Below are 20,015 nucleotides of genomic sequence, written 5' to 3'. Positions count from 1 at the left end.
AGGTTACCTACGCGTTACTCACCCGTTCGCAACTCATCCGCTCGGTGCAAGCACCAAGCTTCAGCGTTCTACTTGCATGTATTAGGCACGCCGCCAGCGTTCATCCTGAGCCAGGATCAAACTCTCATTAAAATAATTGTTTGTCTTAAACTCATTCTGTCACTGACAGATTTATTGTTTTTTTATTGTTCAGTTACTATAACCTTAGTTATAGCGCCCTGCACATTGGTTCGTCTTGTTCAGTTTTCAAAGGTCTTTGTCGCTCTCGCGCGACAACTATATTAGTATATCATGACCTACTCTTACTGTCAACACTTTTTTCCAAAAAATTTTATTTTTTTGAAAGTTTTTTTACTTTTTTGGTTTATATAAAAAAATCAGGAGCATAAATGCTCCTGATTCCTCTATAATTAATTGATGTTTTCGATCTCTTTTTTGATCTCTATTCTTTTACTTCCAATAGACCGATGTCTCCATCTTCTCTACGGTAGATCACATTTGTTGTGTTATCCTCTGCATCACGATAAATGAAGAAATCGTGTGCTAATAGATCCATTTGAAGGATCGCTTCATCTAAATCCATTGGTTCTAGATCAATTGTTTTTGAGCGAACAACTTTTTCTGTGGTTGCTGCTTCTTCTACAACTGCATCGGTAAACAATTTACCTGCACCAGATTTAATACGATTTTTCTTTTCGATTTTTGTTTTATTCTTACGAATTTGACGTTCAATTTTATCCACAACCAGATCAATTGAACCGTACATATCTTGAGAGACATCTTCTGCACGAAGTGTGATAGATCCAAGCGGAATGGTCACTTCTACTTTTGCGGTCTTTTCACGGTAAACTTTTAAGTTTACTCGAGCGTCTAGCTCTTGATCTGCCTGAAAATATTTTTCAATCTTTTCGAGTTTAGAAACGACATAGTCGCGAATGGCTTCTGTTACTTCTAGGTTTTCACCACGGATACTATATTTAATCATATTAGTACCTACTTTCTAAACATTATGTTTTTATTTATATGTATATTATAACGCTTTCATAAAGTTTTTGCAAATCTTTTTTTACCTTGCGATTGAAAATGTCTTTATTTCTTTCACACCTTTTTCAATTAGTAGGCGCTTCATTAATTCGATTGTTTTGCCCGTTGTGTAGATATCATCGAAGATTAGATATTTCTGCTTTCCTGAAATTTCTCCTTTTAATTGAAAGTGCTGAGAGGTTTTTAATCTTTCTTCTCTTGTTTTTTTTGATTGGGCTAAAGTGTCTTCTTTTTGGAAGACACTGCTGTACTTTATCTCTGCAAAATCTAGTATAGTTGATACTTGATTGAATCCTCTTTCCTGCCTTTTTTCATGGCTGATTGGAGTCGGTATTATCGTATAGCTTTTATACTTTTTCAAGGCTTTTTTGAGGTCACTTGAAAATACCATTCCTAATAAACGATCGCCTTCAAATTTATATCGCTTGAAATAGTCCTTCATTGCTGTATTATATCTATATAATGCTTCATGTTCGACCATATTCCCCTTTTGTATCCAGTATTCGCAATCTTTACATACTTTCTCCTCCTTATCTTTATAACATCTAGGACAATGGATTTCGCCAATTTGTTCGAAGTCTTCTTTGCATTCTTTACAAATCCATTCTTCTTGTTGATTCATAAAAATAAGGTCTGTGAAATGTTCACCAGTTTTCAACTCTTTCGTACAAAGCAAACATTCTTTCAAAATCCAGCCTCCTGATTCATTTCCTTTATTTCTTTGATCGCTTTCTTCATTTCTCGTGTTATGCCATCTGATAGAAAAAGTAGTTTACCTGTTGGTCTTTCTTTACTTCGACCGACCCTTCCTGAAATTTGTACGAGAGCACTTTTAGTAAATAATTTGTGATTACTTTCTAAAACAAAGACATCTACAAACGGAAAAGTCACTCCTCTTTCTAAAATTGTTGTAGAGACTAGCATGGTTATGGCTCTGTTTCTAAACTCTTCTACCATTCGTAGACGGTCTGTTGTCTGTGAGGATACAAAACCTACTGTTTCTTTGGGAAAGTATTTTTTTAAGTTCTCAGTGAATTGTTGTCCTAATTCTATTTCAGATACAAAGATTAACAATGGGTAGTGAGTTTGTCTTTGTTTCTTGATCAGTTGCAATAGTTGGTAAGGGATTCTTCCTTTTTCTATTTTTTCTCTAATTTTCGGCACCCATTTTATTTCAGGGACCACTAGTGGGTTCCCATGAAATCTTCTTGGAAGGCTATAACGAATGATTTCTTTTTTCTTGACCTTTTTATCTAACTCATCTGTAGAGGTTGCTGTTAAATATAGGGTATTCCCCTCTTTTTTTATTGCATTCTGAGCTGCTTTATATAAGATTGGATTGTCTACATAGGGAAAAGCATCTACTTCATCTATAATAAGGAGATCAAAGGCCTGATAAAACTTTAGCAATTGGTGGGTTGTAGCGATCACCAAGGGTGTTCTAAAATAGGGTTCCGATTCTCCATGAAGCAAAGAGATGGGGCAGGAAAAATCTTCCTTCATCCTTCCGTACAATTCTATACAGACATCGATTCTTGGGGTAGCAATACAGACTGTTTTTCCTGCCTTGATCGCTGTTGCTACAACCTGATACATCATTTCTGTTTTTCCAGCTCCTGTCACAGCATGTACCAAGGCATGTTTTCCTGCCTTAACTGCTTGGATAAGTCCTTCAGATACCTCTTGTTGATAGGAAGTCAAGGTTCCCTTCCAGTTTAACACCTCCTGTCCTTCAAAGTCTCGCTGTGCAATAGCATAAAGTTTTTGATCACTCCGGATCCTTCCCAATTGGATACAGGCTCTACAATACAGCACCTCCTCACTCAACTTCCAAAGTTTTTGATCAATCAAACTGCCACATCGAAAACATTGGTACCTTCCATTCTGTTTTTCCATAGCTGGAAGTTCTTGGGCAATTTCTTTCAGATCATTTGTCATTTGACTCTCCGTTAAGAGTCTTCCATAAGAATCTTCTATCTTCATACTTATTAATTCGCAAAAGTTGGAGAAAATCATTCTTTTTTTGTAAAATAAGAATATGGAATATGTTACATTTAAAGAGAACGGCACTGTTCAAGAAGAAATCAAAAAATCAAAATTCATTTGTCATGTCAAGCGAGTCTCCTCTGAAGAGGAAGCTAGAGATTTTATCAATGCCATCAAAAAGGAACACTATAAGGCTACGCATAACTGCTCTGCTTTCATCATTGGGGAACAAAGTGACATCAAACGGACCAGTGACGATGGAGAGCCTAGTGGAACCGCTGGGGTACCGATGTTAGGAGTTTTGGAGAATCATCGCATCACTAATAGTTGTGTCGTGGTTACCCGCTATTTCGGAGGTATTAAATTAGGCGCTGGCGGTCTGATTCGTGCTTATGCTGGAAGTGTTGCACAAGCAGTTCGAGAAATTGGACTGGTAGAAATCAAAGAGCAAGTGGTTCTTGGGATCACACTTTCTTACTCCCAATACCAAGAATTTGCTAATTTCTTAAAAGACCATCAATTGGCGGAACAAGATCCGATGTTTACAGATCAGGTGATGACAACTATTTTTGTAGATAAAGAAAACACAAGTTCTATCACAGCAGCTTTAGTCGAATTTTACAATGGCAAAGTCATTATTGAGGACCAAGGAATTCGTGAGGTTGAAGTACCCCTACTTTCTGTAGAAAAATAATTAAAATACTATCGGCAACGATAGTTTTTTTTTATCACACCCATAAAATTTCTATATTTTACATTCTTCTCGCAAGAGACTATACTTGTTAGTATCAAGAAAACCTAGAACTGAGGTATATTATGGCTATTTATGAAAATATTACAGAATTGATTGGGAACACTCCGATTGTCAAATTGAACCGTCTTGTTCCTGAAGGAGCTGCAGATGTCTATGTCAAACTCGAAGCCTTCAATCCTGGATCATCTGTTAAAGACCGGATTGCTTTGAGCATGATTGAAAAAGCTGAAGCGGATGGCTTGATCAAACCAGGTGATACCATTGTCGAAGCAACTAGTGGGAACACAGGGATTGGCTTGTCATGGGTCGGCGCAGCTAAAGGCTACAAAGTTGTGATTGTCATGCCTGAAACCATGAGTGTGGAACGTCGTAAAATCATCCAAGCCTATGGAGCTGAACTCGTTTTGACTCCTGGAAGTGAAGGAATGAAAGGCGCTATCGCTAAAGCTGAAGCAATCGCTGCAGAAAGAAATGGCTTCCTTCCTCTTCAATTTGAAAACCCTGCTAACCCAGAGGTACATGAAAGAACAACAGGACAAGAAATCGTTGATGCCTTTGGAAAAGATGGTTTAGATGCTTTTGTCGCAGGTGTTGGTACTGGTGGTACTGTTTCTGGTATTTCTCATACTTTGAAAAAGAATAATCCTGCTGTCAAAGTCTATGCCGTTGAGGCCAATGAATCCGCAGTCCTTTCTGGCGAAAAACCTGGACCACATAAAATCCAAGGGATTTCAGCTGGTTTTATCCCAAATACTTTAGACACTAATGCATATGATGGTGTTCGTCGCGTATCTTCAGAAGAAGCTTTCGAACTTGCACGCGCTATCGGTGGAGCTGAAGGATTCTTAGTCGGTATCTCAAGCGCAGCTGCTATCTATGCTGCTATTGAAGTCGCAAAAGAATTGGGTAGCGGTAAAAAAGTTCTTGCTCTTGCACCAGATAATGGAGAACGTTATCTTTCTACTACCCTTTACGAATTTGAATAATTCTCTATATCAAAAAAACTTCGATAGGTTTCATCAACCTATCGAAGTTTTTATTTCTTTTCTTGTTTGCTAAAGAATACCTTTCCTTCTTTAACCCAGGTCGGCATCTGTTGAGCTAAGGGCGCAAAACCACTCTTGTAGCGGTCATTTGAAAAACGATGGTGTCGAATACTTCGTTGTGGTGTTTCTTCTAGTGTTCTCAGAGAGAGGCTAGCTTTCTTAGAATATTCATCAACATCGATGACTTGGACAAAGACCTTCTCCCCAATCGACAGAATATCCTGAATATTACTTACATAACCACTTCTAATCTCTGAGATATGAATCAAGCCCGTCACACCCGACTCTAGTTCGACAAAGGCGCCGTAAGGTTGAATTCCTGTGATGGTTCCTTCTAACTTATCTCCAATTCTCATATTAGTCCTCAATTTCGATGGTTTCAATCACGACATCTTCTACTGGCTTATCCATCATCCCTGTCTCAACAGCCGCGATCTCATCCAACACAGCAAAAGAAGCTTCATCCATCAATTGACCAAATACTGTATGACGTTGATCTAGGTGAGGAGTTCCCCCTTCTGTCGTATAGATTTCTGCGATTTTTTCAGGCCAGCCACCGCGGACCAATTCCTTTTTCGAATATGGAAGATGTTGATTTTGTACAATAAAGAATTGGCTGCCATTTGTGTTTGGTCCAGCATTTGCCATCGAAAGGGCTCCGCGAATATTGTACAATTCTTTTGAAAACTCGTCTTCGAAGCTCTCCCCATAGATGGATTCACCACCCATACCTGTGCCTGTTGGATCTCCCCCTTGGATCATAAAATCTTTAATAATCCGATGGAAAATGACACCATCATAATAGCCAGACTTAGCAAGAGCTACAAAGTTTGCAACTGTTTTTGGCGCTTGATCCGGGAACAATTGAATGTTCATCTCACCGTGATTGGTTTTGATCACAGCGACAGGACCGTCAACCGTAGCAAGTTCTAACTGTGGTAATGTCAATTCTTTTTCAACCATATTTAACTCCTCTAGGGCATAGAATATGCCATCTTCTTCTAAATTCTTAGTGATATAATCAGCTTTTTCTTGTAACTCTGGAGCAGATTTTCCCATTGCGATACTAATTCCAGCGTAATCAAACAGTTCTAGATCATTTAATCCATCCCCAAATACTAAAACATTCTCTGGCTTCAAGCCCAAATGATTTACAAGATGAGAAACTCCTGAAGCTTTTGAAGCTTCAAAGCGAACAACATCTGATGAATGGGGATGCCACGAAACTAGGCGCAAGTTCTCTTGCAAAGAAGGGGGTAACTCTAGCTCACTATCCTGTTCATCAAAGGTCCACATTTGGAAAATAGGTTCTTTCAAATGCAGATCTGGATCTACTGGTAAGTTTGGATAAATGATGTCAATAGCATCACTGATCAAGGGTGTCCGATTAGACAGGGCAGCTTGATGACTAGCTACTAACCCATAATCAATCTCGGATTCTTTGGCCCAATCCACAAAAGAAGAAACGATTGCTTCATTGATTGGTGATTGGTAGATCACAGTTCCTTTTGTATCTTCTATATAGGCACCGTTTAAGGTTACTAAAAAATCAGGCTTTAAGTCCATGATTTCAGGAACAACCCCAAAAATCCCTCTACCGGTTGCAATCCCTGTTCGGATTCCTTTTTCTTTCAACTGATGAAAGACTTCTTTGACAGATTCTGGGATCAATCCTGTTTCTTTTGCACGTAATGTATCATCAATATCAAAAAAGACAATTTTAACTTTTTTGGCTTTATAACGTAATTTTGCGTCCACTTGTCTCCCCCTTATGATCACGCTCTATTATAGCATGTTTCCTTTTAAAAATCTTCTTGATTCACCAGATGGTGTCGAAAGGCATAGACGACTGCTTGCGTCCGATCACTGACTTCTAATTTCGATAAGATGTTGGAGACATGGGTCTTCACTGTTTTTAAAGAAATGAAGAGTTCATCTGCTATTCGTTGATTTTCATATCCTTTCGTCAATAAAGCCAGAATATCTCGTTCTCTAGCTGTCAAATCATCATGCAATTCAGCATGGTTCTTTCGTGACTCAACTTTTTGACTAACTTCTGTCTCAATTGCAAATTCTCCCTTTGCAACCTTTCTGACAGCCTGTAAGATCTCAGTTGCTGACGAGGTCTTTAAAATATACCCTTTTGCACCAGCATCTAAGACAGGGTAAATCTTTTCGTTATCTAAATAAGACGTCAAAATGACAATTTTAGCTTCCGGCCACTCTTTTAGGATGGCTAGAGTCGCATCGATTCCATTTAGCTCTGGCATCACAATATCCATGATGATGACGTCTGGTCTTTCTTTCAGCGCCAAGTCCACCCCTTCATGCCCATTTTTCGCCTCTAAGACTTGCTCAATATCGGTTTGCATGGACAAAAAGCTTTTCAATCCCAATCGGACCATTTCATGGTCGTCTACTAATAATACTTTCATACAGTTTCCTTTTCATTTTTCTCTTTTACAAGGAGGGGAACACGAATATCTACAGCCACTCCCTTTTGAGGACTCGTTCTTATTTTAATGGTTCCCGCCATGTCTTCAACACGTTCTTGAATATTTTTCAACCCATAACTCAATCGTTCCAATTTTTCCTGCTCAAAGCCGATTCCATCATCTACCATCCGTAAATGAAGTTGTTTTCCTTCCTGATGCAAAAAGACATCTATTTGTTGAGCTCTAGCGTGTTTCAAGGTATTGCTGACAATTTCTTGGACGATCCGAAATAGATGTTCTTCCATATTTTTTGGAATACTCACGTCATTATGATGGAAGACAACTGTTAGGTTACTCTTTTCCTTCAATTCTCTAAAAATCATCTCCATCCCTTCTACCAAACTTTTTCCTTCCAATTCTGTAGGACGAAGATGTAGGAGCAAGACGCGTAAATCATTTTGGGCTGTACCTAGAATATCCGATACACCATTTAGTTGCTGCTGGATTTGACTTTTCTCTAACTCAAGGGCCTGCGCTGCTACGCCAGATAAAATCATATTGGCTGCAAACAATTCTTGACTAACCGTGTCATGTAGATCACGCGCAATTCTCTTACGCTCGATTTCCACAATTTCTTCCTCATTTCGCATCACACGATTTTCACTTTTTTGTAAATTTTCTTCTAGTCGAAGCAATTTGCTGTCCAATAAATCTAACTGTTGATTCAATTCTTTAGGGGCAATTTCTTTTCGCTGTGAAGCAGTCAAGATAGATTCTACCTTTTGTTGTACTGCATGAACCGTTACAAATTGCGTGATTTTAATAATTAAGACAACCAAAGCCGTCAATGCAAGCGTCAGACTAAAAACCAAAAATAGGAATGACTGAAGCAAGGAAAGATCTGAGAGAAGTTTGCCCCACTGAAAACCAACAAAATGGAAAATGGTATGACAAATGACCGCAACCACCATTAGGGAATAGAAATACAATAGGAGATAGTCTAATTTCTTCATGCGCGAATCACCTCAACATCCCCAACAATACCAACTAACACAATTTTTATAGAACGGTGCGATCTCCGATAATGTGCCGTTTCAATGTCTATGGTTTCATTCCTCATTTTACGGACAGGAAGATCTAAAAACTTCAGATCTCCATACAGGGTGTTAATTTGTAAATGCAATTCCAAATCAATCGGTAAGATAATTTTTGTATTTCCAAACCCTTTCCGAATGATCACTACATTGTCCCAATTGCAAATGGCTACCTCCTCTAAATGGAGGGTGTCATTTCCAAAAACTCGGATTACATTCAGATCTCGATACCCTCGACTTTGCTTTGAAAAATGTTGTAAATCACCAATCCATCGAGTTTTTTCCTGACGAATTTTCGTATCCTCTTCAACATCAAACACAACGGCTTTATTTTCCTTATACATATAAGGGTAAGCAATCAATAAACCATAAACCACCGCAAATAAAATGGCTGCAATCACAAAAGGATTCAGCATCACGATAAAAAACAATAGCACACTCAGCGCGATTAATAGAAAATTCGCTTTTTGTTTGCCAAAATAGTAATACAAAAGGAGCAAAAAGAGAACCATCAAGACAACAAATCTGGAAAAATCGATTGATAAAATGGTGATCGCTGCTAATGTTAACAAAACGGCTTCAACGAAAATAAAAATTTGTATTTTCCACATAGTCTACCTCATCTTTTCCTATTTTATCAAATTTTTCCTCATTTGACTTCCGTCTGTGGTTGGATAATAGCAGACAATCAAAAAGACCCAGAAATCCATCTGAGTCTTAGACTGATTTATTAATCTCCACTAGTTGCACTACTGCTTGAACTTTCTGTATCTGATCGTTCACCAGAGGATGAACTAGATGTATCAGAACTTGATGAGGCTTTCGTACTTGAAGAAGCTGTCACTTTAGGCTCATATACAGTCAAAACAATTCGTGTTCGGTTAATATCCACCGTACTCGAAACTTCTGGAGTTTGACTGACAATTTGACCTGCAGAAACAGATACTCCATCAGGGAGATGTTCTGTTTTTCTTAATTCGATATTGGCTTCTTTAATACCATAGATCTCAATCAAATTACTTCTAGCAAAATCATAAGTTGATCCAACATAGTTTGGCATTTCAATTGAAGTCGTTTCTTTCGCTACTTTCAAAACAATCTTAGTTTTTGAATTCAGAGAATATTGCTCTCCTGGAGCTGGAGTTTGTTCAAGAACTGTCCCTGCAGCATAATCGAAGGTCTCAACTTCTTCAATCGTGATCATTTTGCTTGATACTTTATAAGTATTTTTCAAATCTTCTTCTGCTTTTGCCCGTGTTTCACCCACGTAATTTGGCATTTCAAAGCTGTTTGGTCCTTTTGAAACAATCAAATCAATTCGACTTTGTTCTTTCTTTTGGGCCCCTGCATTTGGATTGGTTCGAATGACATAGCCTTCTGCAACCGAATCACTGTACTCTTCTTTCTCTTCACCGACTTGAAGGTCTTGTCCCTCAATAACCGCTCTAGCTTCGGCAATGGTTTTGCCGGAAACATCTGGAACGGTTTTATTGGCTGGGCTCATATACAACAAGAAAGTAAAGGCAGCAAGAACTAGGGCAATGGCAACAAACAAGACCTTGTAGCGCGCCCGCAAGCGTCTTCTTGGCTTTTTACTTGGTGCCATGGTCTGCTGGTCAGATAATGGTCGATTAGGATCTACCGAACTGGTTTCACTGCGTACCTCAGAGATTGGAACAGGAGCCGTTTTTGGAGTTGGACTCACTTTTGGAAGAGTCTTTGTATCAGCTTTCGCTTGGTCTTCAAAAACCAGTTTTTTCTCATTTCTTCTCTCATAGGACAAGCAACTTGAAAGATCCACATACATCTCTGCCACTGATTTATAGCGATCCGTCAGTTTTTTAGCTGTCGCTTTGATCACTACATTTTCTAAAGCTTGTGGAACATTCTTATTTTCTTCACGAATAGATGGGAGTGGCTTTTGAAAATGCTGCAAAGCAATTGTGACTGCACTATCTCCATCATAAGGAATGTGTCCTGTCAACATCTCATAGAAAATGATTCCCATAGCGTAGATGTCACTTTGCACCGTAGCTTTTGAACCACGCGCCTGCTCAGGGGACAAATAATGAACCGACCCCAACATCGAGTTGGTCTGGGTCAAACTAGTCTCTGCAAAGGCCACTGCAATCCCAAAGTCTGAAACTTTTGCTGTTCCATCTGGTGTCAAGAGGACATTCTGTGGTTTTAAATCTCTATGGATAATGCCACGCGTATGGGCAAGACGCATAGCTAGAAGGATCTGCCCCATCAAACGAACAGCTTCTTCATTTGATAAAGGAGCATTTTCTTTGATATAGCGTTTCAAGTCTAAACCTGCAACATATTCCATTGCAAGGTATTGTTGTCCTTCTTCTTCGCCAATATCTGTAATCCGAACGATATTTGGATGGTCCAGCTCTGCCATCGCCTTTGCTTCACGCTGAAAACGCGCAACTGCAATGGGATCCGTCTGGTAATTCGTACGCAGTACCTTGACTGCAACTTCTTCCCCATCTAAAATCAAATCACGCGCAAGATAAACATCTGCCATCCCGCCGCGTCCAATTTGTTGGATGATTTTATATCGCCCGGCAAAAATTTTGCCGATTTGAATCATGCTGCGTCCTCCTCAGTAAAGTGGAGCAGTACAACAGTGATATTATCCAAGCCTCCAGCATTATTGGCAAAACGAATCAAGGTTTGAGCTTTTTCTTCCAGTGAAACATCACTCAAGACAATATCTCTGATTTCATCCGGGCCAATCATATTAGTTAAACCGTCACTATTGATCAAAATATAATCATCTGCTTCAACCGTCACCAAACCATAATCCGGCTCCAACTCATCTTTTTGGCCAATGGACTGAGTGATGATGTTACGTTGAGGATGATGGGCTGCTTCTTCCTCTGTGATTTGACCTGCTCGCAAAAGAGCATTTACAAGAGAATGATCACTGGTCAACTGCTGGTATTCGCCCTGACGAATGAGGCCAATCCGCGAATCTCCAACATGGGCATAAATCACTTGTCCTTCTACAAAAGCCAAAGCTTCCAGTGTAGTTCCCATTCCTTTGTGCTCATCATCTTGCCCAGCTAAATGGATCCGACGGTTCACAGCTTCTAAATGTTCTGCAAACCATTCCCGTACTTGATTAACCGTCTCGATCTCAGAAGAAACCCAAGCCGCACCTAGATCTGTGACTGCCATTTCACTAGCAATATTTCCGGCACGGTGTCCTCCCATACCATCAGCAAGTAAAACCATAGATTTTCCTGCCTTGTTTTTATATTGATTTGCATAGTCTTGGTTATTTGTCCGTCTTTGACCTACATCGGTTAAGATCGTAATATCCATACTGTCAGTTTCCTCCTGATATTATGAGATTCTCTTAAAACGACTGATAAAGAAGCCGTCGCTTCCATATAATTCGGGTGTAATAAGGATACAATCATTTTTAAGAATATCTTTTCTTTCGTGATCCAATGGGACTTGTTCGAAATTTGGATGGTTTTTCAAAAATTGGTCCACCACTTCAAAATTCTCTTTACCCATAATTGTACACGTACTGTACACTATTATACCACCTTTACGCACACTTTGACAAACACTATCCAGAATGGCCAATTGAATAGCTTGTAAAGATACAAAATCTGCACTCTCTTTATTGTACTTGATATCAGGCTTTCTCCGGATCAAACCAATCCCTGAACAAGGCGCATCCACCAAAATTTTATCGAAAGCATCAGGTCCAAATGTTTCAAAGACTTTTGTCGCATCTAACTTCTTTGTCAAAATTTTGTCCGCAACATGGAGCCGATTAGCATTTTCTTGAATCAATTTGAGCTTATGGTCATAGAGATCCAAGGCTGTGACTTTCCCAGTTGTGAGATAAGAAGCCAGGTGAGTCGTCTTTCCACCTGGCGCCGCACAGGCATCTAAAACCCACTCATCTCCTTGCAAATCCAAAGCCGGTGCCACCAATTGACTGGACTCGTCTTGAATAGTAATGCGCCCTTCTTTGAACAAGGAATGCGCTGCAAAATGTCCCTGTTCTTTCACGAGAGCGGACGGAGCAAGTAGAGAGGAGGTTGCTTCGAGTAGCTGAGCCAACTCTTCTTTTTCGTCCAGATCAATCACACGAATACTGGATTTATTACGCTGATAGAGACTCTTAAAAATAGCGCAAGCACGTTCTTCACCGTATTCTTCGATCAATGCTTTGACCAACCATACAGGTAGGGAATACTCTACCGAATAACGTTTGTTCTTTCGCTTGATCGTATCAACAGCTGGTAGCCCCTCGCGGAGGAGCTTTCTAAGAATAGCATTGACAAACTTCTCACTGCCTTCTTTACGACGTTTTGCTATCTGGACAGCTTCATTGACGATGGCATGATCGGGAATGCGGTCTAAATAGACAAGTTGATACAAACTCATCATCAAAAGATAATAGAGCCAAGGATCTAATTTCGTCCGGTCTTCAATCACGTGGGCGAGATACCACTCGAGTGTTATCTTTCGTGCTACAGTACCGTAAACAACTTCCGTAACAAAGCTTCTATCTTTATCTGAAAGTTGAGAGTGTTCTAACGCTTGATTTAGGGCAATATTAGAATAAGCTCCCTGCTCAAAAACCTCTTCTAACACTCGAACGATCTGTTCACGCGCATTCATTTGTTTAACTTCCAAAGTGATCTCCTACTTTCAATTGACGACCCGCGCCATTCAAAAAGTCTGTGATAGACATTTTAGGTTTTCCTGCTGGCTGCACAACTTTAAGGGACAGTGCACCTTCTCCAGCAGCTACCAGCAACTCTTTTTTGCTCAAAGCAATCACTTCTCCTGGATTTCCATTTCCTTCGCATAGCTCTGCTTCATAAACTTTAAAGCGTTGCCCATTTAATAACGTATGAGCGACCGGCCAAGGATTCATCCCTCGGATCTGATTAAAGACTTGGCGATTGGTTTTGGTCCAGTCCAAAACCTCTTCTTCCGGTAAAATATTCGGTGAAAATGTGACCAAACTTGGATCTTGTGGACTTGGCTTGATCTCCCCTGCCAGGTAAGCTGGCAAAGTATCTAGGAGTAAGTCACGTCCAAGAACAGCCAATTTTTCAAACAAAGTTCCCACATTGTCCTCATCTAAAATTGGGAGAGAACGAGCTGCAATCATGTCTCCGGCATCCATTTCCTTGACCATTTCCATAATTGTAACTCCAGCTTCTTCATCACCATTGATCAGGGCATAGTGAATGGGAGCTCCACCTCTATATTTAGGCAATAAAGACGCGTGGACATTCACCGCAAATTGGAAGTTCTCCAACAATTTTGTCGGTAAAAATTGTCCAAAAGCAGCGGTCACAATTCCATCTGCATCTAGGGATAAGAGAGTTTCCATTTCTGGACTACCCGATAATTTCTCCGGCTGAAGAACCGGTAGTTGATGTTCCAAAGCTACCTGCTTCACTGGGGTCATTCGAATCTCTTTTTTGCGACCTACTTTGCGGTCCGGTTGCGTCACAACTGCCAAAATTTCATAGCGCGAATCTGCTAACAATCCCTTTAAAACCGTCGCTGAAAAATCAGGCGTTCCCATAAAAATTAATTTTGTCATTTCTTTCTTCCTTACATAAAACTTTGAGGTTCATTATCAATACTGACACGGAGATCTTGGTTGCCTCTTTCTTGTGTAAATTCTAAGATTTGATTCAAGACCTGAGTCATGCCTTCTTCAAAACGATATTTCACAATGATTTGATAATGATACAAATTATGTGTGCGTGCAATTGGTTTAGGAGTTGGTCCTAAGATTTGGACCTGATCGGATAAGCCAGAACGGAGGATTTCCATAACCTGATGTGACTTCTCCATCACAATTTCCTCACTCTTATGGGATAGGGTTAACCCAACTGTGAAGTAATAAGGCGTATAGCCTAACTGCCGGCGAATTTGCATTTCATAGGCAAAAAAGCCTTCATAATCTTGGTCTTTGGCAAATCGAATCGCATAATGATTGGGGTTGTAGCTCTGAATGATAACCTCTCCTTCTTTCTCTGCTCGTCCGGCCCTTCCTGCCACCTGAGTCAAGAGTTGAAAGGTTCTCTCTGAGGATCGATAATCCGGTAAATTTAAAGAAGTATCCGCATTCAAGACACCCACTAACGTCACATTTGGAAAATCCAACCCCTTCGCAATCATTTGCGTCCCTAACAAAATATCCGCTTCTCCATTCCCGAAAGCATCTAATATCGCTGCGTGGCTCCCCTTTTTTCGAGTGGTATCCACATCCATGCGCAGAATTTTAGCTTCAGGAAAGATCTCTTGTAATTCATCATAAGCTTTTTGTGTTCCTGTCCCGTAATAACGAATGGAAGGACTTTGGCAATTTGGACAGTGTCGAGGAATCGCTTTGCTATAGCCACAATAATGACAGTTCATGGTTTTAGTATCCATGTGGAGGGTCAGTGAGATATCACAATTGGGACAAGTATCTACAGTTCCACACTCGCGACACATGACAAAACTGGAATAACCACGGCGGTTCAACATCAAGACAACCTGCTCTTTTTTCTGCAAGCGATCAGCAATAGCCTCCACTAGAACCGGAGTGAAGTTACCAGCTTCATTTTGGCCAATATAATCACGAAAATCAACGACTTTAACTTCTGGAATTTTAGCTGCCGGATTAGCCCGCTGGGTCAGACGAATTAATTCATAAACTCCTTTTGTTGCACGTGCCCGTGATTCTAAACTTGGTGTAGCAGATCCAAGAAGCAAGACTGCTTGATTGTACTGAGCCCTTAGGACTGCGACTTCCCTTGCGTGGTAGCGTGGGTTACTATCTTGTTTATAGGATGCCTCATGCTCCTCATCAATGATAATGACTCCGATGTTTTTTAAAGGAGCAAAGATGGCTGAGCGCGCTCCAACGACTACCTTGGCCTCCCCACGTTCAACTTTTCGCCATTGATCATACTTCTCACCGTTTGATAAGCCCGAGTGTAGAATAGCTACTTCCTGGCCAAAACGAGAGATAAAGCGATCCGTCATCTGTGGCGTCAAGGAAATCTCAGGAACCAACATAATAGCTGTTTTCCCCTTATTTAGAACTTCTTGAATAATCTGCAGATAAACTTCTGTTTTCCCACTTCCAGTCACACCTTCTAATAAAAAAGGCTTTGATGTTTTCCCAATTTGAGAAACTACTGTTTCGACAGCTTTTGCTTGCTCTGAATTTAAAAGCAGAGCCTGGGTCTGCTCTTTGCCTTCATAATATGCAGCCGCCCGATTCACTTCTCGTTCTGTAATTTCTAAAACACCCTGATCAATAAAATAAGCCACTACTTCTCGTGAAAAATCCTGATACAATCCCGCTAAGGGTTGCTCCCCTTGCTCTAGTAACAGGCGCTCTTTCAATGCTAGCCTTTTTTTAGCTCTCGCTGATGGTTGAAGTTCTTTTAATCCTTCCTGGTTAACGCGATACCATTTTTCTGTTTTAATTTGTTTCTTATCCTTGGCCTTGTATTCAAGTACCAAATCTCCTTTTCTGACCAACCGCATCACTTGGGCTTGATCGGCCGCATCTAGAGAAGAAAAAGAAACTTCATTTTTTTCACCAAAAAGTTTCACTTTGAGAGTTGGATCTAAAGAAGGTTGAGGATACAAAATCTTATCATAACTCGAATTGAGGAGAGAAGGAAGCATGGTTTTTAAAATCGTAATCTTATAAGAAAAAACACTTTTTCGTAATTGATCTGCCAACCAGAACTGCTCTTGATTTAAGACCGGAGTGTAATCCAAGACCTCCACAATCGCTTTTAATTCCTCGCTTGTGTCTGCCTCTTCTAAAACATCTACCACAATCCCTTGAATGAGGCGATTCCCTTTACCAAAGGGGACATGAACTCGCATACCTGCCTCCACCATATCCTCAAATTCTAATGGAATCTGATAAGAATAGGGTTTATCTGTCTGCATCAATGGGACATCTACGATGACTTTTGCTATCACTTTTTCACCTCCAGCCTCTATCATATGAGCTTTACTTTATCACGGAACCCTTTAAATAGCAAAAAATAAGATTGAGAAGCCCCCAACCTTAAATTTTTTCACCATCTTCTTTTTCTTTGGCAATTTGTTCCTTAATTTTGCGCTCTTCTTCTTCTTTGCGGATTCGCTCTGCTTCAATCCGACGACGAAGCGCTTCACGTTTTGCTTCTGGATCCGGGTGAACAACTACGTTTCCTGACTCGATTTCTTCAAGCGCTTGTAATGTTGATTTGACCGATTGGAATTCTTGAGTTGGCACTGCACCACTTTCCAATTCGTGGGCCCGTTTTGCCTCAAGTATGACCAATGAGTATTTTGAGGGTACTTTGTCAAGCAATGTATCAATAGAAGGTTTTAACATCATATTCCTATACCTAATTTCTAATTATTTATCTCTTCACAATAGTTTGTGTTTTTGGTAACATATCCAGATAATGCCCAATGACACGGTCTACACGGAAATGTTCTGCTTCGATCACACGTTTGACACGTTGAGCAGCAAGAGGAACTTCATCGTTCACAATTGCGTAGTCATATTCACGCATCATGGCGATTTCTTCTTTTGCTTTTTCAATCCGTTGCGCAATGACTTCTGCACTATCTGTTCCGCGTCCCACTAATCGATCTTGTAATTCATCCAAATCAGGCGGGGTTAAGAAGATAAAAACTGCATCTGGCACTTTTTTCTTTACTTGGAGCGCACCTTGAACTTCAATTTCAAGGAATACATCAATTCCTTTGTCCAAGGTTTCATTCACATAAGTTAAAGGAGTCCCATAGTAATTTCCAACGTACTCAGCATACTCTAACATTTGCCCTTGACGGATCAAATCTTCAAATTCTTCACGTGTACGGAAAAAATAATCGATACCATCCACTTCACCTGGACGTTGTGCACGCGTCGTCATCGATACAGAATACTGAAACTGATTGTCCGAGTTTTCAAAAATTTCTCGTCTGACCGTTCCTTTTCCAACCCCTGAAGGGCCAGAAAATACAATTAATAAGCCACGATCCGCCATGATTTCTCCTTCAATGTCTTTCTATCTAGTGTAACAAAAATCGGCCTAATTTTCAACTGATTTTTTTCATTCAAAAAGCTTGAGATGCTAGATCTCAAGCTTTTCGTTTATTTTGCGTAATCTACTGCACGCAATTCTCGAATAACGGTAACCTTAATGTTTCCAGGATATTCAAGATTTGACTCTATCTTCTCACGAATATCATGAGCTAAGATCGTCACTTTATCATCCTTGATTGCCTCAGGACTCACCATAATACGGATTTCACGTCCTGCTTGAAGGGCGAAACTTGTCTTAACTCCTTCAAAGCTGTTTGCAATTTCTTCAAGATCTTGCAAACGCTTGATGTAACTTTCAAGTGACTCACTTCGTGCTCCAGGTCGAGCCGCACTCAAGGCATCAGCTGCAGCGACAATGACTGCGATAACACTTTCAGGTTCCACATCTCCATGGTGACTGGCAATAGTATTGACCACCACTGGGTGTTCCTTGTACTTCCGTGCCAATTCAGTTCCAATCTCGACGTGACTTCCTTCCACTTCACGGTCAATCGCTTTACCGATATCATGTAAGAATCCTGCACGTCGTGCCAAGGTAGCATTTTCACCCAACTCGCTAGCAATAATACCAGAAAGTTTGGCAACTTCAATGGAGTGACGCAAAACGTTTTGACCATAAGAAGTACGGAATTGCAACCGTCCCATGATTTTCATCAAATCTGGATGGAGGTTTGGCGCACCAATTTCATAGGCAGCCGCCTCACCGTATTCACGAATCCGGTTGTCAATTTCCTGACGATTCTTCTCAACCAGCTCTTCGATACGGGCTGGATGGATCCGACCATCTTTGAGAAGGCTCTCCATTGTCATGCGGGCGATTTCACGACGAATCGGATCAAACCCTGACAAGGTCACCACTTCAGGCGTATCATCAATAATCACATCGACACCTGTCAAACTCTCAAAGGTACGAATATTGCGACCTTCACGACCGATAATCCGACCTTTCATACTATCGTCCGGCAAATGAACGGTTGAGTTTGTTTGCTCAGCAACAAAATCACCTGCCATTCGCTGCATAGCTTGCACGAGAATGTCTTTTGCGATTTTATCAGAACGTTCTTTCACTTCCAATTCAGCATCACGAATCCGTGAGGCAATTTCTTTTGAAAGTTGCTCTTCCGTCTGACTCAAAATAATGTCACGCGCTTCTCCTTGACTTAGAGCAGCGACACGTTCCAGTTCTTCTACTTTCTTGTGTTCAAGCTCTTCCAGCTGTTGTTCACGCGCATCAATGTGTTTAGTTCTATCTGTAAGACTTTGCTCTTTGTGTTCAAGAGACTGTTCTTTGCTTGTTAAAATGTCGTCTTTGCGATCAAGATTGCTAGCACGTTCTGCCAAACGGCTTTCTAATTGCTTCAATTCTTGTCGTTCTGACTTAAACTCAGCATCGACCTCTTCACGATATTTTCTGGCTTCTTCCTTTGCCTCCAAAAGTGCTTCTTTTTTAAGTGAACTTGACTCATGCTTCGCCTCTTTTAAAATTAAATCGGCTTCGCGTTCAGCCTGTCCACGTAAATTCGTTGCTTCTTGTTCAGCATTCAAAAGGGTGAGTTCCGCAGCTTCTTTTGAAGCTTTCATTTTAAGAGCAGTTCCCACATATCCAATGACTAAACCAATGACCGCGGCAAAAACACCTGTAATAACAAAATTCATGCTTTTACCCCAAATCTATTTAATTAGTTGAATTAAAAATTCTATTACATTTTACCATAAATTACTAAAATTAACAATCTAAAAAAACAGGAAAAACCTTTTATATTTTTGCTTAACGCTTGTTCTTTTATCGACTTTTCTTTCATGGAACCTCTGTGAGACATTCATTTATTTCCACTTTGTTGAATCTGCTTTTTTATGCTATAATCAAGAAAAACAAAGAAGGATTTGAGTATGACAAAAGAAGTAATTGTTGAAAGTTTTGAATTGGACCACACAGCTGTGAAGGCTCCCTATGTACGCTTGATTGGGGAAGAAACTGGACCCAAAGGAGACATCATCTCTAACTTCGATATTCGTCTGGTGCAGCCCAATGAAAATGCGATTCCAACGGCAGGTCTCCACACGATCGAGCACCTTCTTGCAATGCTTATTCGCAAACGCATCGATGGTATGATTGATTGTTCCCCATTTGGATGTCGCACCGGTTTTCATATGATCATGTGGGGACAGCATTCGAGTACGGAAATTGCTAAAGTGATTAAAGAATCTTTAGAAGAAATTGCATCAGTCAGCACTTGGGAGGATGTCCCAGGCACAACCATTGAGTCTTGTGGAAATTACAAGGACCACAGCCTCTTCTCAGCCAAAGAATGGTGTCGCTTGATTCTAGATCAAGGAATCTCAGATGATCCATTTGAGCGTCATCTTGTTTAATACGAAAAAGAGGCTGGGACAAAAGTCCTAGCCTCTCAATTATTTTTGGATTGTCGAGCAAGACGCAGTGGTTGAGTGGGCTCTACTACGCTGATTTCATCAGTTTTTACAGCCCTACTCAACTGTGCGGAGGTGGGACAACGAAATCGAATTCTAACGAATTACCGATTT

At 40.3% G+C, this 20,015-nt stretch carries 19 protein-coding genes and 1 rRNA gene; 3 read left to right on the top strand and 17 right to left on the bottom strand.

Translation table 11 applies throughout. The features are described from left to right. From O3646_RS10325 to O3646_RS10310, 4 genes are all read right to left on the bottom strand, one after another. Positions 1-132: ribosomal RNA gene (locus tag O3646_RS10325) — 16S ribosomal RNA — on the bottom strand; the annotation flags it as partial. A 310-nt stretch (positions 133-442) separates the two neighbouring features. Then, positions 443-985 (bottom strand): ribosome hibernation-promoting factor, HPF/YfiA family, encoded by a 543-nt coding sequence (gene hpf / locus O3646_RS10320; RefSeq protein ID WP_003010301.1) that lies wholly within the window; start codon positions 983-985, stop codon positions 443-445. 81 nt (positions 986-1,066) lie between these two features. Beyond that, entirely contained in the window at positions 1,067-1,732 is a 666-nt protein-coding gene (locus tag O3646_RS10315; RefSeq protein WP_070674484.1) for a ComF family protein, read from the bottom strand. Further along, positions 1,729-3,027, bottom strand: coding sequence for a DEAD/DEAH box helicase (locus O3646_RS10310; RefSeq protein ID WP_070674487.1), 1,299 nt, complete (start codon positions 3,025-3,027; stop codon positions 1,729-1,731). Before O3646_RS10310 ends, O3646_RS10315 begins: the two co-directional genes overlap by 4 nt. A 55-nt stretch (positions 3,028-3,082) precedes the next feature. On the opposite strand from O3646_RS10310, the gene O3646_RS10305 reads away from it, so the two are divergent. Together O3646_RS10305 and cysK are read left to right on the top strand one after the other, a co-directional pair. Then, entirely contained in the window at positions 3,083-3,724 is a 642-nt protein-coding gene (locus O3646_RS10305) for a YigZ family protein (RefSeq protein ID WP_003003791.1), read from the top strand. 122 nt (positions 3,725-3,846) lie between these two features. Beyond that, positions 3,847-4,770: a cysteine synthase A gene (gene cysK, locus O3646_RS10300; RefSeq protein ID WP_003004014.1), complete on the top strand. Its 924-nt coding sequence runs from the start codon at positions 3,847-3,849 to the stop codon at positions 4,768-4,770. A 50-nt stretch (positions 4,771-4,820) separates the two neighbouring features. Here the strand turns inward: cysK and O3646_RS10295 are convergent, their stop codons facing one another. The 13 genes from O3646_RS10295 to O3646_RS10235 form a co-directional block, all read right to left on the bottom strand. Then, entirely contained in the window at positions 4,821-5,186 is a 366-nt protein-coding gene (locus O3646_RS10295; RefSeq protein ID WP_070464853.1) for a S1 RNA-binding domain-containing protein, read from the bottom strand. Between the two features lies 1 nt (position 5,187). Beyond that, positions 5,188-6,588 carry a bifunctional Cof-type HAD-IIB family hydrolase/peptidylprolyl isomerase gene (locus O3646_RS10290; RefSeq protein WP_021154563.1) on the bottom strand — a complete coding sequence of 467 codons (1,401 nt, stop codon included), beginning with the start codon at positions 6,586-6,588 and terminating at the stop codon, positions 5,188-5,190. A 44-nt stretch (positions 6,589-6,632) separates the two neighbouring features. Then, on the bottom strand, positions 6,633-7,265 hold the full coding sequence (locus O3646_RS10285; protein WP_049507122.1) for a response regulator transcription factor: 633 nt from the start codon (positions 7,263-7,265) through the stop codon (positions 6,633-6,635). Next, positions 7,262-8,278 carry a sensor histidine kinase gene (locus tag O3646_RS10280; RefSeq protein WP_368385769.1) on the bottom strand — a complete coding sequence of 339 codons (1,017 nt, stop codon included), beginning with the start codon at positions 8,276-8,278 and terminating at the stop codon, positions 7,262-7,264. Before O3646_RS10280 ends, O3646_RS10285 begins: the two co-directional genes overlap by 4 nt. After that, entirely contained in the window at positions 8,275-8,970 is a 696-nt protein-coding gene (gene liaF, locus O3646_RS10275; RefSeq protein WP_049483467.1) for a cell wall-active antibiotics response protein LiaF, read from the bottom strand. The genes O3646_RS10280 and liaF overlap by 4 nt, the downstream gene beginning before the upstream one ends. Before the next feature lie 119 nt (positions 8,971-9,089). Continuing rightward, positions 9,090-10,958 (bottom strand): Stk1 family PASTA domain-containing Ser/Thr kinase, encoded by a 1,869-nt coding sequence (gene pknB / locus O3646_RS10270; protein WP_371610844.1) that lies wholly within the window; start codon positions 10,956-10,958, stop codon positions 9,090-9,092. Continuing rightward, positions 10,955-11,695 (bottom strand): Stp1/IreP family PP2C-type Ser/Thr phosphatase, encoded by a 741-nt coding sequence (locus O3646_RS10265; protein WP_021154558.1) that lies wholly within the window; start codon positions 11,693-11,695, stop codon positions 10,955-10,957. Before O3646_RS10265 ends, pknB begins: the two co-directional genes overlap by 4 nt. A gap of 21 nt (positions 11,696-11,716) precedes the next feature. Further along, positions 11,717-13,030 carry a 16S rRNA (cytosine(967)-C(5))-methyltransferase RsmB gene (rsmB, locus tag O3646_RS10260; RefSeq protein WP_371610843.1) on the bottom strand — a complete coding sequence of 438 codons (1,314 nt, stop codon included), beginning with the start codon at positions 13,028-13,030 and terminating at the stop codon, positions 11,717-11,719. Then, the gene (fmt, locus tag O3646_RS10255; RefSeq protein ID WP_049486053.1) at positions 13,020-13,955 is read right to left on the bottom strand and encodes a methionyl-tRNA formyltransferase; all 936 of its coding nucleotides are present in this window, start codon (positions 13,953-13,955) and stop codon (positions 13,020-13,022) included. Before fmt ends, rsmB begins: the two co-directional genes overlap by 11 nt. Before the next feature lie 11 nt (positions 13,956-13,966). Further along, positions 13,967-16,375 (bottom strand): primosomal protein N', encoded by a 2,409-nt coding sequence (locus tag O3646_RS10250; RefSeq protein WP_371610842.1) that lies wholly within the window; start codon positions 16,373-16,375, stop codon positions 13,967-13,969. Positions 16,376-16,439: 64 nt separating this feature from the next. Continuing rightward, positions 16,440-16,754, bottom strand: a complete 315-nt coding sequence (gene rpoZ, locus O3646_RS10245; RefSeq protein WP_003010339.1) for a DNA-directed RNA polymerase subunit omega — start codon at positions 16,752-16,754, stop codon at positions 16,440-16,442. Positions 16,755-16,779: 25 nt separating this feature from the next. Next, on the bottom strand, positions 16,780-17,412 hold the full coding sequence (gmk, locus tag O3646_RS10240; RefSeq protein WP_049516131.1) for a guanylate kinase: 633 nt from the start codon (positions 17,410-17,412) through the stop codon (positions 16,780-16,782). A 107-nt stretch (positions 17,413-17,519) separates the two neighbouring features. Continuing rightward, the gene (locus O3646_RS10235; protein ID WP_049492366.1) at positions 17,520-19,127 is read right to left on the bottom strand and encodes a ribonuclease Y; all 1,608 of its coding nucleotides are present in this window, start codon (positions 19,125-19,127) and stop codon (positions 17,520-17,522) included. 234 nt (positions 19,128-19,361) lie between these two features. On the opposite strand from O3646_RS10235, the gene O3646_RS10230 reads away from it, so the two are divergent. Then, positions 19,362-19,844: an S-ribosylhomocysteine lyase gene (locus tag O3646_RS10230; RefSeq protein ID WP_024054576.1), complete on the top strand. Its 483-nt coding sequence runs from the start codon at positions 19,362-19,364 to the stop codon at positions 19,842-19,844. Positions 19,845-20,015 lie beyond the last annotated feature (171 nt).

This window comes from Streptococcus sp. 27098_8_148 (genome assembly GCF_041432105.1).
In the GTDB taxonomy this organism is placed as follows: Bacteria; Bacillota; Bacilli; order Lactobacillales; family Streptococcaceae; genus Streptococcus; species Streptococcus parasanguinis_AE.
Note: the sequence above shows the minus strand (reverse complement) of the source record. Positions and strands in the feature narration are given on the sequence as shown.